Annotated in this window: 10 protein-coding genes; 7 read left to right on the forward strand and 3 right to left on the reverse strand. The window is 43.0% G+C overall.

Annotation, left to right across the window (positions count from 1 at the left end; genetic code table 11):
• Nucleotides 1-297: 297 nt before the first annotated feature.
• From metA to aceK, 4 genes are all read left to right on the forward strand, one after another.
• Complete coding sequence (metA, locus tag AAY47_RS11280) at nt 298-1227, forward strand: homoserine O-acetyltransferase MetA (RefSeq protein WP_047769922.1); 930 nt, start codon at nt 298-300, stop codon at nt 1225-1227.
• A 310-nt stretch (nt 1228-1537) separates the two neighbouring features.
• Nucleotides 1538-3133, forward strand: coding sequence for a malate synthase A (aceB, locus tag AAY47_RS11285; RefSeq protein ID WP_369813284.1), 1596 nt, complete (start codon nt 1538-1540; stop codon nt 3131-3133).
• Between the two features lie 150 nt (nt 3134-3283).
• Nucleotides 3284-4591 (forward strand): isocitrate lyase, encoded by a 1308-nt coding sequence (gene aceA / locus AAY47_RS11290; RefSeq protein ID WP_047769925.1) that lies wholly within the window; start codon nt 3284-3286, stop codon nt 4589-4591.
• A gap of 84 nt (nt 4592-4675) precedes the next feature.
• Complete coding sequence (gene aceK, locus AAY47_RS11295; RefSeq protein ID WP_047769927.1) at nt 4676-6400, forward strand: bifunctional isocitrate dehydrogenase kinase/phosphatase; 1725 nt, start codon at nt 4676-4678, stop codon at nt 6398-6400.
• A gap of 223 nt (nt 6401-6623) precedes the next feature.
• Here aceK and iclR read toward each other — a convergent pair whose 3' ends face one another.
• Complete coding sequence (gene iclR, locus AAY47_RS11300; protein ID WP_047769929.1) at nt 6624-7454, reverse strand: glyoxylate bypass operon transcriptional repressor IclR; 831 nt, start codon at nt 7452-7454, stop codon at nt 6624-6626.
• A gap of 209 nt (nt 7455-7663) precedes the next feature.
• On the reverse strand, nt 7664-9037 hold the full coding sequence (lysC, locus tag AAY47_RS11305; RefSeq protein WP_047769931.1) for a lysine-sensitive aspartokinase 3: 1374 nt from the start codon (nt 9035-9037) through the stop codon (nt 7664-7666).
• Between the two features lie 277 nt (nt 9038-9314).
• Here lysC and pgi point away from each other — a divergent pair, with 277 nt between their 5' ends.
• From pgi to ubiA, 3 genes are all read left to right on the forward strand, one after another.
• A complete protein-coding gene (gene pgi, locus AAY47_RS11310; RefSeq protein ID WP_047769933.1) occupies nt 9315-10961 on the forward strand; it encodes a glucose-6-phosphate isomerase in 1647 nt (548 codons plus the stop codon).
• A gap of 183 nt (nt 10962-11144) precedes the next feature.
• Nucleotides 11145-11657, forward strand: a complete 513-nt coding sequence (ubiC, locus tag AAY47_RS11315; RefSeq protein ID WP_047769935.1) for a chorismate lyase — start codon at nt 11145-11147, stop codon at nt 11655-11657.
• 41 nt (nt 11658-11698) lie between these two features.
• Nucleotides 11699-12553, forward strand: a complete 855-nt coding sequence (gene ubiA, locus AAY47_RS11320; protein WP_047769936.1) for a 4-hydroxybenzoate octaprenyltransferase — start codon at nt 11699-11701, stop codon at nt 12551-12553.
• Nucleotides 12554-12610: 57 nt separating this feature from the next.
• Here ubiA and plsB read toward each other — a convergent pair whose 3' ends face one another.
• Nucleotides 12611-15079, reverse strand: a complete 2469-nt coding sequence (gene plsB, locus AAY47_RS11325) for a glycerol-3-phosphate 1-O-acyltransferase PlsB (protein ID WP_047769938.1) — start codon at nt 15077-15079, stop codon at nt 12611-12613.
• Nucleotides 15080-15081: the final 2 nt, after the last annotated feature.

Genomic DNA, 15081 nt, shown 5'->3' on the forward strand with positions numbered 1-15081 from the left:
CAGTTGATGAGCTGTTTACAGAGCATATTGAATATGCCATGTTATGATGATTTTGCTATATCAAGTTATGAACTCTGCCTATCTTTAATTTCACTTATGAAATATTGATATTGGTCACATCGTATTGCGACTAATATCGGCTTAATTTTTCTTCCTTATTCTGATAACTATTTCCTATATAATAAAATGAAATAATTTCAATTTGAGTACAATAACTCGACATTTAACTTCCATTTGGGGTAAATTTGGCTATCTGGAAGTCTAAATACACAAGTTCAATAGTCGAGGTTTTAAGCAATGCCAATTCGTGTACCAGATGAATTACCTGCGGTGAACGCTCTTTGCAATGAAAACATTTTTGTGATGACCTCAACACGGGCCAGTATTCAGAATATTCGTCCATTGAAGGTATTGCTCCTCAACCTAATGCCAAAGAAGATAGAAACAGAAAACCAGTTTATTCGGTTATTGTCTAACACACCGCTTCAAATCGATATTCAATTGCTGCGTATTGATAGTCGCCAATGCAAAAATACTCCCGCTGAACATTTGGATACTTTTTATTGTGATTTTGATTCAATAAAAGATCAAAATTTCGATGGGTTGATTGTCACAGGCGCTCCTTTGGGACTCATTGAATTTGAGGATGTGGTTTATTGGAGCGAGGTTGAAAGAATAGTGATGTGGGCAAAAGAGCACGTTACCTCGACATTTTTTGTTTGTTGGGCTGTTCAAGCAGCATTGAAAGTGCTTTACCACCTTCCTAAATATACGCGAAAAACTAAACTCTCTGGCGTTTATTCCCATTCAACTTTAGATCCTCTGGCATTGTTAACCCGTGGATTTGACGAAACATTTTTTGCCCCCCATTCGCGTTTTGCTGATTTTCCTGAATCGTTGATTCGTGGACATACAGATTTGGCTATCTTAGCCAGCTCAGAAGAAGCAGGCGCTTATTTATTTGCCAGTAAAGATAAAAGATTAGTATTTGTGACAGGGCACCCTGAATATGGCGCAGGTACATTGGCCGCAGAATATTGGCGTGATCGTTCTGCTGGTCTGGAACCGGAATTACCGGTTAATTATTTTCCAAATAACGATCCTGCAAATAAACCTATTGCGTCTTGGCGCAGTCATGGTCATTTACTATTTTCAAATTGGTTGAATTATTATGTCTACCAAATTACGCCATATGATCTGGCTGTTATGAATCCCACCTTAGATTAAATCCAATTTGAGTTTTAAATAAAAATGAGCGGTTGCTGAAGCGAGCCACTTCTCATTTTTTTAATTTTCCTTCCGTTGCTGTCGTTCAATAGTCATTCGTTATTTTTCATGCATAACAAAAACTTAACATTGTTGCGTGTTATTTTTTAGAATTCATTTCCCAGATTTTTTTATCTTTTATGTACCTTAATTTGTTGATTTTAATTAATTAATTTTCATTATTAAAAATAATGGAAACTGTTTTTGATTTATTTTCTTAATTGATTACTCTTAAGCAGATGAGTGTTTAAAAGTGAGAAGTGGGGAGATTATGCAGCAGGCATTAGCAACAAAATTAACTTTTATTAAACCTTTTGGAGAGGAGGAGAAACAGGTGTTATCACCTGAATCTATTCGCTTTTTAGAGGATTTAATTATCGAATTTTCTGACAGACGTACAAAATTATTGGATGAGCGTGTACATTGGCAGGAAAAGATAGATAGTGGCTCATTACCTGACTTTATTTCGGAAACAGATTCCATTAGAGGTGGGGCTTGGAAAATTCAGGGAATACCCGATGATCTCAAAGATCGTCGGGTTGAAATAACAGGTCCTGTAGAGCGCAAGATGGTCATCAATGCCTTAAATGCCAATGTAAAAGTATTTATGGCAGATTTTGAGGATTCATTAGCGCCTGAATGGGATAAGGTCATCAATGGACAAATTAACTTACGGGATGCCGTTAATGGGACGATCTCATATACCAATGAGCAGGGTAAGCGTTATGAGTTGAAAGCAGATCCCGCAGTATTGATTGCCCGGGTTAGAGGGCTGCACCTGCCAGAAAAACATATCCTCTACAAGAACGAACCGATTTCTGGTGGACTGTTTGATTTTGCTCTCTATTTCTATTTGAATCATAAGAAATTACTGCAAAAAGGCAGTGGTCCTTATTTTTATCTACCCAAAATACAGAGCTACCATGAAGCACAATGGTGGAGTGATGTTTTCAGTTTTACAGAATCACGTTTCAATTTGCCAATAGGTACGATTAAGGCAACGGTTTTGATTGAAACATTGCCAGCCGTATTCCAGATGGATGAAATTCTGTATCACTTGCGTCATCACATCGTTGGCCTGAATTGTGGGCGCTGGGATTATATTTTCAGTTATATCAAGACACTGAAAAATCATGCTGATCGCGTTTTGCCGGATCGTCAATCCGTTACGATGACACAACCTTTCTTGAGTGCTTACTCTCGCTTACTGATTAAAACCTGTCATAAACGTGGGGCATTTGCAATGGGAGGAATGTCGGCATTTATTCCTAGTAAAGATCCTGTGCAAAATCAGCAAGTTTTGGACAAAGTCAGAGCGGATAAAGAGCTGGAAGCCAATAACGGCCATGATGGTACATGGGTTGCGCATCCAGGGCTTGCAGATATTGTCATGGAGGTCTTTGACGCAAAACTGGCCGAGCGTCAAAACCAATTAACCGTTTTACGTGAAGAAGATGATGTGATTACGGCTGAACAATTGCTGGCGCCTTGTTTGGGAGAAAGGACAGAAGAGGGAATGCGCGCAAATATTCGCGTTGCCGTTCAGTACATAGAAGCCTGGATTTCGGGGAATGGATGTGTACCGATTTACGGTTTGATGGAAGACGCGGCTACGGCAGAGATTTCCCGAACGTCTATTTGGCAATGGATTCGCCATGAAAAATCACTCTCTAATGGTAAAAAAGTGACAAAGGAACTGTTCAGAGAAATGTTGAAAGAAGAATTAGATGTGATTAAACAGGAAGTTGGGGAGCTGCACTTTAATCAAGGACGGTTTATGGAAGCTTCTGATTTAATCGAAAGAATTACCACTCAGGACAACTTAATTGATTTCCTAACATTACCTGGTTATCAGTTATTAGACTAAATAGCGTTTCAAAATGATAGGAGTATTCCTCACCCCGCGCGGGGTGAGGAACTCCAACATCTGATACTCTCAGTATTATGAAAACCTATTTAGCTTAAAGACAATAATGGCAAAAATATCCGATTAATTAAGCATAGGAAGTAGAACATCATGACCATATCCCGGAAACAACAAATCGCTCAATTGGAACAAGAGTGGCAACAACCGCGTTGGAAAGGTATCACTCGTCCATATAGTGCTGAAGATGTCGTCAAATTGCGGGGTTCGATTAATCCTGAGCATACTTTAGCGCAACTGGGGGCGAAAAAGTTGTGGAACTTGCTGAAGGGTAACTCGAAAAAAGGCTATGTGAATGCGCTTGGGGCGCTGACAGGCGGGCAGGCACTTCAGCAAGCTAAAGCTGGTATTGAGGCGGTTTATCTTTCCGGTTGGCAAGTGGCGGCAGATGCAAATACCGCAGCGAGCATGTATCCCGATCAATCATTGTATCCTGTTGATTCTGTTCCTAATGTAATCAAACGTATTAATAATAGCTTCCGTCGTGCAGATCAGATCCAATGGTCAAATGGTATCGATCCAGATAGTCAAGAATATATTGACTATTTCCTGCCGATTGTCGCAGATGCGGAAGCGGGATTTGGCGGGGTACTGAACGCATTTGAATTGATGAAAGCGATGATCGAGGCGGGTGCTGCGGCTGTGCATTTTGAAGATCAACTGGCCGCAGTGAAAAAATGTGGACACATGGGCGGCAAAGTCTTGGTTCCGACTCAAGAGGCTATTCAGAAGCTGATAGCAGCACGGTTAGCAGCGGATGTCTCCGGTGTACCCACCTTATTAATCGCACGCACCGATGCAGATGCAGCAGATTTGCTGACTTCAGATTGTGATCCTTATGACAAAGCGTTCATTACGGGCAAGCGAACCTGTGAAGGCTTCTATTGTACTCACGCTGGTATTGAACAAGCTATCAGCCGTGGGTTAGCTTATGCCCCTTACGCCGATGTTGTCTGGTGCGAAACCTCTACACCGGATATTGAAGCAGCTCGTTATTTTGCTAAAGCCATCCATGCTAAATATCCTGGCAAGTTGTTAGCTTATAACTGCTCACCTTCTTTCAACTGGAAAAAGAATCTGGATGATAAAACGATTTCCAGTTTTCAAGAGCAGTTATCTGCTATGGGATATAAATTCCAGTTCATCACACTTGCGGGCATACATAGCATGTGGTTCAACATGTTTGATTTGGCCTACGATTATGCACGTGGTGAAGGAATGAAACATTATGTTGAAAAAGTTCAGGAACAAGAATTTGCTGCCCTTGACCGTGGTTATACATTCTCCTCACATCAGCAGGAAGTGGGAACGGGATATTTTGACAAAGTGACCACGATTATTCAGGGAGAAGGGGCTTCTGTTACAGCATTAACCGGTTCGACAGAAGAACAGCAATTCTAAGTTCATTATACTGATTGGGATAATAAACTGTGGGGGAATTCCCAAAAGGGATACCCCTTTACGTGCCGAGTAAGGTGGCTAAATATGGAAATAGATCTCGCACATTTAATTGCACAAACCATTTTGCAGGGATTTGATGCGCAATATGGTCGATTTCTGGAGGTCACTTCTGGGGCACAGCAACGTTTTGAACAGGCCGACTGGCCGGCTGTACAGCAGGCCATGAAAAAGAGAATTAACTTGTATGATCATCATGTTGGATTGGTGGTGGAGCAATTGAAGCGCATTCACACTTCATTACAATATGATGAAGATTACATTGCTGAAGTTAAAGCGGTTTATACCCGTTTATTGCCTGATTATCCGCGTTTTGAAATTGCCGAAAGTTTTTTTAATTCGGTTTACTGTCGCTTTTTTAAACATCGCAACTTGAAACCAGAAAACCTCTATATCTTTTCTTCCCAACCCTCTTCCCGTTTTCGTCATATTTCTCGCCCATTATCCCGGGATTTTTTTCCTAATGATAATCTTGCAGCAACGTTGCGAACCATCTTAAATGATTTGCCATTACGCCTTAAATGGGAGAATTTGGATCGGGATATTAGTTATATCACGCAATATTTACAGAATACATTTTCCCAATCTGATTTATTACACGCCACATTCCAGATCGCGAATGAATTGTTTTACCGCAACAAGGCAGCCTGGTTGGTAGGAAAGATCAGGATGGGGGCGATTGTTTATCCCTTTTTGTTACCGATTCATCACAATGAATCGGGGGGAGTTTTTGTTGATACCTGTCTGACCCATTACGATGATGCCAGCATTGTTTTTGGTTTTGCCCGTTCCTATTTTATGGTTTACGCGCCCTTGCCTGCCGCTTTAGTTGAGTGGTTGCGTGAAATTATTCCGACGAAATCCACAGCAGAACTCTACATGGCGATAGGCTGTCAAAAGCACGGTAAAACAGAATACTACCGTGAATATCTGACATTCATCAATTCCACTCAGGAACAGTTCACAATTGCACCGGGTGTGAAGGGCATGGTCATGCTGGTTTTCACTTTCCCGTCATTTGATCGTGTATTTAAAGTGATTAAAGACAAATTTGCACCACAGAAAGAGGTTTCTCAAGAGCGTGTTCAGGAGTGCTATCGTCTGGTAAAAGAGCATGATCGTGTTGGAAGAATGGCTGATACTCAGGAATTCGAAAACTTTGTGATTGATAAACGCCATATTAGCCCTGAGTTAATGGAGGAATTGCAAAAAGAGATACCAAAAAAGTTAGAGGATTTAGGCGATAAGCTCTTGATAAAGCATCTTTATATGGAGCGTAAAATGATGCCGTTAAATATTTATATGGAACAGATCAATGATGAGGAGCAATTGAAGGATGTGATTGAGGAATACGGAAATGCCATTAAGCAACTGGCTGCGGCAAATATTTTCCCTGGTGATATGTTGTTTAAAAATTTTGGTGTTACACGCCACGGAAGGGTGATTTTCTACGATTATGATGAAATCTGTTATATGGACGAAGTGAATTTTCGGGATATTCCTCCGCCACGCTACCCAGAAGATGAATTAGCGAGCGAACCTTGGTTTAGTGTTGCTGTTAACGATGTTTTTCCAGAAGAGTTTCGGCATTTTTTATGTACTGACAAACGTATTCGACGTTATTTTGAAGAAAGTCACAGTGATCTGTTTAAATCAGATTACTGGCGGGCATTGCAAGAGCGTATTACAAACGGATATATAGAAGATGTTTTTGCGTATCGCAGTAGACAGAGATTTAGTCAACGTACTTAAATAAACCAAATAAGAAAGATATACCAATCCAACTTCAAGATGCGTGTTATATCTCCCCGTGCAGCGGGGAAATATAAGGCCTCGCGTCATCTTGCAGATTGCAACTTGAAGTTTATCGAGTATAAGCCGTGATATTATGTTAGCTGTTAAAAACGACCGCAGGTGTTTCAATAACTTGACATAATTCGCGGCATGATGAGGCCTGGTTATTTTTTGGCGAAAATTACTTAATGCCACCGTATTCCCGGCTAATTGCCTTTGCTGCCCGCATGACAAGAGCGCCAAGTTCAGTCACTCGATCATCAGAGATACGTGATACTGGGCCGGAGATGGAAATAGCGGCAAAGGCTTCATGATGCTCATCATAGATACAGGCAGCAATACAGCGTAATCCTAACGCATGTTCTTCATCATCAAATGAAAAACCCTGCTTGCGGATCTGTTCGAGATTTTCTGTTAATGCTGCGGCGGTGGTACAGGTATGCTGGGTATAAGCGTGCATTCCTTTTTTATGCAGCAATTGGAAGCGTTTTTGTTCAGAGAGGGTAGACAGCAGGGCTTTTCCAGCGCCGGAAGCGTGCATCGGTAGATTGCCACCAATGGGAGCAGACATTCTCATCAGCGCATTGCATTGCACTTGATCAACAATCACGGCTTCATATTCGTCCAGATTAAGGATAGCAAGGTTGACGGTTTCACCGGAGTCTTCCATTAACTGACGCAATATCGGATGAACCAGCACCATCAGATTACGGCTTTGTAAGAAACTACTCCCAACGACAAAAGCATGGGAAGCGATCACCCATAACCCTAGATCACCTATTTGGCGAACAAAACCATGTTGCTGCAAGGTGGTCAAAAGACGGTGGGTCGTAGAGTTGGGCAGACCGGCTTGTATCGCCAGATCAGTCAAAGCAACACCAATCGGCGAATCGGAAATGTATTCCAAAAGTGTCAGTCCTCGGCTTAAAGACTGAACCTGACCGCTTGCAGCGGCACTATTTGTCATCATTTTCGTTTTTTTTGTGCGTTTGCTGGCAACGGCTGTGCTCATAAGATTCCCTCTGAATAATTGTCTGCTTGCAGCAACGATAGCTGCGATGGACAAAAAATGGAATTTATTTTCGTTTTCTTATTATGAATGATAAAGAGGGGAAAAACACATCCGATGTGTTGTGGTTTGATTAATTAATCCTCTTTGCAAGATCAAGAAAACCCGCTTTTCATGCGGGTTTTTCTGGCTCGATGTTTGACTTTATTTTGTCATCCTTCAAACAAACTCTGATGCAATGTCTGAATGACTTGTTCTGCATCGTTACCCGGAACGAGCAGACAGACATTATGGCTGCTTGCACCACAGCTAATCATGCGGATATTAAAGGGTTCCAACACGCCAAAAATTCCTTTTCCCAATCCTTTTGCTCGTGAAAGTTCATTACCGATAATTGCTACTAATGCCATATCTTCCTCGACTTCCACATGGCACAATTTAGAAAGTTCAGTGAGTAATGCATTGGTCAGCAGGTTGCCATTAGTGCTGGTGGAACCTTTAGTATCCAGTGTCAGGGCGATGCTGACTTCTGATGTAGTAATCAAATCCACCGAAATATTATGGCGTGACAGTAGGGTAAAAACTTCTGCCAGAAAGCCCCTGGCATGCAGCATTTTCAGGCTATGTAATGTCAGTAAAGTCTGTTTACGGCGCAAGGCCAATGCACGAAACAGCGGGGAATTTTCTGTTTTATCACAAACCACCGTACCGCCTGCTTGTGGATCTTTGCTGGAGCCGACAAATACCGGAATGCCACAGCGAACAGCCGGTAGTAATGTGGCCGGATGGAGGATTTTGGCACCAAATGTTGCCATTTCTGCCGCTTCATCAAAGGCAATTTTATTGATGCGTTTAGCGGTAGGAACAATACGGGGATCGGTTGTGTAGATGCCGGGAACATCTGTCCAGATATCAACACGTTGTAAACCAAGTGCTTCACCCAGTAAGGCTGCGGTATAATCACTGCCGCCTCGTCCCAGCGTAGTTGTCCGTCCTTTTTCTTCTCTGCCAATAAACCCCTGAGTGATGACGATTGTGTTATTCAGGCGAGGATGAAGGTACCTCATTGCCAAAGTATGGATCTGGCGTATATCTGGCTCTGCCCGCCCAAAGTTATCATTGGTTCGCATGATCCGACGGATATCAAACCATTCGGCACCCATATTGCGTTGACGTAGCAACTCTACAAACAATAAGGTAGACATCACTTCACCGTGGCTAACCAATTCATCCGTCAGTGCTTCTGATGTGGCGAGCGATGCGGCTTCTGACAGCATCTCAATATTTTCCAGCAGGCGATCAATTTCCCCACGGATCACATCGGCTTCATTCAAGCGGTCAATAATGGCATATTGAATGTCACGGATCTGTTTCAGGTAACTCTCCCGTTTGTCATTCCCGCAGCCAGCCGCCAATGCAACCAGCAAATTAGTTACGCCAGCAGAAGCTGACAGAACGACCACCCGGACATTTGTGTTCGCCAGGATAATGTCGGCGCAATTATTCATGGCATCAAAATCTGCCACACTAGTACCACCAAATTTTGCTACTACATACTGCGAGTTAGGAGATGAAACAGCACACATGGATGATAACCCTTTGTTTGGAGAATAGTTCAGAGAATAGGCTGTTAGAAATATCGGGTTAGGCGTACGGAGTCAATATTTGACAATAAAGCATAAATAATTTTCATGATGGAAAGGAAATTATCGTTTTTGCCTATCTCAACAATTAAGACTGGAAATCATGAGCTATTTTGACCAATATCAGTAATTACAAGGAAAAGGAGATCAATCACAGAATTAAGCCGTTACAATCTGTGCATTCCTATTATTTATTGACAGTTGATAGAGAGCATTATTCATGAAAAGCATCAACCCTAGCCAGACCGAAGCCTGGAAAGCATTGCAGCAGCATTTTGAGCAAATGAAAAATGTGCATTTGCGGGATCTGTTTGAACAGGATAAAAAACGATTTACGGCATTTTCTGCGACATTTGATCAGCATATTCTAGTGGATTATTCCAAAAACCGCATTACGACGGAAACACTGGAGAAATTACACGCATTGGCACAAGAAACCGATTTAGCCGGTGCAATTCGCAGTATGTTCTCTGGTGAGAAAATCAATCGTACTGAAGATCGTGCGGTGCTGCATATTGCCCTACGTAACCGGAGTAATACCCCGATTATGGTGGATGGGGAAGATGTGATGCCGCAAGTTAATGCGGTGCTGGCGAAAATGAAATCATTCAGTGAACGCATCATTAGTGGTGAGTGGAAAGGCTATACAGGCAAAACCATTACAGATGTTGTCAATATTGGTATTGGTGGTTCTGATCTTGGTCCTTATATGGTGACTGAAGCACTGAAAGCGTATAAAAATCACCTGAATATGCACTTTGTTTCCAATGTTGATGGAACCCACATTGTTGAAACGCTCAAAAACTTGGATCCAGAAACCACCTTGTTCTTGATTGCTTCCAAGACGTTTACTACGCAAGAAACCATGACCAATGCACATTCTGCCCGCCATTGGTTCCTGCAAAGTGCCGCTGATGAAGCGCATGTCGCAAAACATTTTGCGGCATTATCCACCAATGAACAAGAAGTGAGAAAATTTGGTATCGATCCCCAAAACATGTTTGAGTTCTGGGATTGGGTAGGGGGGCGTTATTCGCTCTGGTCTGCAATTGGTTTATCTATTGCGATTTCCATTGGTTATGAAAATTTTGAACAGCTGTTGAGTGGTGCTCATGCTATGGATAAACACTTTCAGCAAACCGCTTTCGAGCAGAACATTCCTGTTTTGCTGGCACTGATCGGCATCTGGTACAACAATTTCTTTGGGGCAGAAACTGAAGCGATTCTGCCTTACGACCAATACCTGCACCGTTTTGCTGCCTATTTTCAACAAGGCAATATGGAATCAAATGGTAAGTACATCGATCGTGATGGCAATCCGGTGAATTACCAGACAGGGCCAATTATCTGGGGCGAGCCTGGCACCAATGGTCAACATGCGTTCTACCAGCTTATCCATCAGGGAACTAAATTGATCCCGTGTGATTTTATTGCGCCAGCAATTAGCCATAATCCAGTGAGTGATCACCACAGTAAACTGCTCTCTAACTTCTTTGCACAAACTGAAGCATTGGCATTTGGTAAAACACAGGCTCAGGTGGAAGCTGAATTTGCACAAGCAGGAAAAAATGCCGAAGACGTGGCGAATGTTGTGCCATTCAAAGTGTTTGAAGGTAATCGTCCGACCAACTCTATTTTATTACGTGAAATTACCCCATTCAGTTTGGGGGCATTGATTGCTATGTATGAACATAAGATCTTTGTTCAAGGCGCCATTTTGAATATCTTCTCATTTGACCAATGGGGCGTAGAATTGGGCAAACAATTGGCGAACCGTATTTTGCCTGAACTGCACGATGCAGACGCTGTAACTAGCCATGACAGCTCTACAAATGGCCTGATTAACCAATTCAAAGTGTGGCGTTAATCTGAGCTTCCATATTATCTAATCTTTTCTCACCTTAATAACAACTGTTGTTAAGGTGAGTTTTTTTGTGATTTACATAATTTGTTATCAACTTTTAATTTTATTGGTCTGCAACATGATATCCTCACTCCCCATTCGTTGTGCTGTCGGGGAAATTGCTCTTCCCCGCAATGGGAAAATGATATGGCAGATGACACAATATTAAATTCAACCCCCATCCACTGGTTATCATCAAATGAGACTGACCTTCTGCCTGAATCTGTTTTAGATTGGTTGATGGAAGTCGGCTCAATGACACGTCGCTTTGAACAACATTGTCAGCAGGTATCGGTTGCACCTTTCCGAGAAGATTTTATTACTCTGGCAGAGTTAAATGATGAAAGTGAGCACTTACCTGTAAGTGGAAAATATTGGTTACGTGAAATTGTCTTGTATGGAGATAACATCCCGTGGCTTTTGGGGCGCACAGTGATCCCTGAGGAAACACTCACTGGCCCAGATAGAAAATTGGTGGATGTCGGCACGGTTCCACTTGGACGTTATCTTTTTAGTGGTCATAATTTAACGCGGGATTATATTCACATAGGCCGGCAGGGGGATCGTTGGGCGCGTCGTTCTTTATTGAGGCTGTCGGGCAAGCCACTGCTGCTCACAGAGGTTTTTTTACCGAATTCACCTGTATATAAAGAGAATTAAGATCAACAGAACTAAAAGGGAGAAATAGATTGAAGGTCAGTATGACGCGGGATAAATGGCGTGCTTATTGTCGTTTAATGCGTATCGATAAACCGATTGGCACATTATTACTATTATGGCCAACCTATTGGGCATTGTGGATCGCCGCAAAAGGTATGCCAGATTGGCACATAGGGTTAGTCTTTACTCTCGGTGTGTTTTTCATGCGTGCTGCGGGATGTTGCATTAATGATTTTGCAGACAGAAAATTTGATGGGTATGTAGAACGGACAAAATCTCGTCCTCTTCCCAGTGGCGATATTACCGAAAAAGAAAGTAAAATCTTGTTTGCCACACTGATACTTATTTCTTTCGCGCTGGTTCTGACACTGAATAAAATGACGATTGCATTATCGGTCGTTGGTCTGGCACTGGCGTGGGTTTACCCTTTTGTCAAGCGTGTTAGTCACTTGCCACAAGTTGTGTTAGGTACTGCTTACGGCTGGTCAATTCCTATGGCATTTGCCGCAATCAGTGAGTCCTTACCTTTAGAATGCTGGCTGTTATTTTTGGCTAATATCATTTGGTCTGTCATTTATGATACACAGTATGCCATGGTTGATCGTGACGATGACCTGAAAATCGGCGTGAAATCGACCGCCGTGCTTTTTGGGCGCTTTGATAAACTGATCATTGGCATTCTGCAATTCATCATGCTGGGCATTTTGGTTTTAGTTGGCGGGATGGTGAATCTGGGGGGAATCTATTATTGGACGGTATTGCTGGCAACCGCATTATTCGGTTATCAGCAGAAACTGCTCACAAATCGGGAAAGGTCTGCCTGTTTTCAGTCATTTATGAACAATAACTACGTTGGTTTAGTTCTATTCCTCGGCATCTTTTTTAGCTATGTCTAATATAACGGGCGGTAAACCGCCCGTTAATTTCTTGTTGCCATCACCAGCCTGGCATTGTTATGGTTGATCTTGTGCTATCTGTATAGGTTCATTCTGTTCTGGTGGCATACTGACACTTTCAATCGTCAAGCGAATTTCAGGTGACATCAACTCACTCAATACATGATAGAGTTCCTGGGCACTGGTGGTGATCATATCGCCGCTGTCTTGAATATAACCCTCTTCACGCAACGTATTGACCGAGCAAGCAAAAACGGCCTTATCAAAGAACTCTGGCGCATTGATGCCATGCAGAACTGACAGACGTTGTGCCAGCATCCGGCTCTCTTTTTCCAGTACACCACGGCTGATTTCAGGAGTGGCATTCAACAAAGAGAGCGTTATGGCATAACGTTGCAGCGTTTCCCTGATGCCTGCTGCCAGCAATTGCAGTGGGCGAATACGCGCAGGATTCAGCACCAGCATTTCTTGCTCTTTGTTGCAGATAAGGCATTGGCGCGCAAGCTCATCAATCAAGGTATTGACGACGTCCGGGAGCGTTTCCTTACTGTAACGCATGAAAAGTTCCTGCTTGATCAGCGGATAAATCAGTGCTACCTGTCTGAGCAATTCACTGCGACTAATGCGGCGGTGATGCATAATAATACTGGTAATCAGGGATGGCAGGATCAGTAAGTGCTGGATATTATTACGATAATAAGTCATCAGTACCGCGCTTTCACGTGGCAGGATAATAATATCGCCCAGGCCGTCTTTCTCAACCTCAAACTTATTCATCATAAGAGCGTGATCTAACAACTCTTCTGCGGTTTGGTTTGGCACCGTGATATCGTTAGTGTAAGGCACATTACGCAGTAATTGCAGATAGCAATCTAACTGCTCAATAAGTTGCTCGCGTGTAAGTGCTCGCTGACGTGATGATAACAGTGCTGTAGTGCATAAATTGATAGCATTAGCTGCGGCAGCATTATTGATATTGACCATAATATTGTTAGCCAGTTTACTGACTGTTGGCGTCAGCCATGTTGGACGCTGAGATTCTATCGGGTCAATGGAGTCACGCCACTCTGGTACATGCTGATTCAGGTATTGTATCAACGGGATCGGTTCACCAAAATTTACGTAACCTTGTCCCAGATTACGTAATTTGCGCAACCCTCGAACCATCTGGAAAAAGCTTTCTTTTTCCTTGGTGGCCCCGCGCAGCTCTTTGGCATACGTTGCCACTTCCATCACATATTCATAACCGATATAGATCGGCACAATCGTGATGGGACGAGATTCTCCCCGCAGCATGGCTTGCAAGGTCATGGAAAGCGTCCCCGTTTTGGGATCAAGCAAACGACCAGTACGGGAGCGTCCTCCTTCGACAAAGTATTCAACTGAATAACCGCGGGTAAACAACTCACCGAGATATTCCCGAAAGAGGGTTGAATAGAGCTTATTGCCTTTAAATGTACGGCGGATAAAGAACGCACCAAGACGACGGAATATCGGCCCGGCAGGCCAGAAATTCAGGTTAATACCCGCAGCAATGTGCGGTGGAACCAGCCCTTGGTGATAGAGCACATAAGAGAGCAGAAGGTAGTCCATATGGCTGCGATGGCAGGGAACATACACCAGTTCATGACCATCCTGTGCCAACTGGCGAATTCGTTCGGCGTTATGGACATTGATGCCCTGATACAAACGGTTCCAGGTCCAACTTAAAACCCGGTCGGTCAAGCGTACGGTTTCATAGGAGAAATCCGCAGCAATCTCTTCCAGCATATTGATAGCATTCTGCTTTGCCTTTTCGGGAGAGATTTTCTTGCTACGGGATTCATCAGCAATCGCTTTTTCTATTGCTTTTGATGTCAGTAACTTGTTGAACAGATCCTGCCTGGCAGGCAAACGAGGTCCAACAGCCGCAAGACGCTGGCGGGAATAGTGCATCCGGGCCACACGGGCGAGTTTATTGGCGATGATATTATCTGTACCATGTTCGTCGGCCATACGGCGTAAAGACACCGGAGTGGAGAAACGGACAAAACTATCCCGTCCAAGCCATAAGATCGCAAAAAACTTCTGCACGCCATTTAGCAAGCGTAATCGTGGGGTTGTATGCCCTTCTTGCCCTTCGCGCCCAGGGGATCGGCCAAACATGACGGAAACAGGCACCATCTGGATATCCAGATCGGGATTATTACGATGCAAGTCCAGATAGGCATGGAAAATTTTCACAGATTCATGTTTTGGTGCATAACAACGGAACACACGTGGACCGTTATCAATAAAGACACAACTGGGCAGCTGTGTATCACTAATTTCCAAAGGATTCAACGGATCAGGCAGATCTTGCGCCAGACATTGTTGACGCAGAGTCAATAAGTCTGTTTTTGAGCGGTACGGTAATATGTACAAAATAGGCCGAGTCGTATCAAGACGCAGCTCCGCAATAGGATCCGTAGGGATTAGTTTACTTTTCACTAAAAATTTTAGTGGTAAATTCAATAACTTATAATATATTTTACGCCAACCTGACATAA

It is taken from the genome of Xenorhabdus griffiniae, from assembly GCF_001028135.1.
In the GTDB taxonomy this organism is placed as follows: domain Bacteria; phylum Pseudomonadota; class Gammaproteobacteria; order Enterobacterales; family Enterobacteriaceae; genus Xenorhabdus; species Xenorhabdus bakwenae.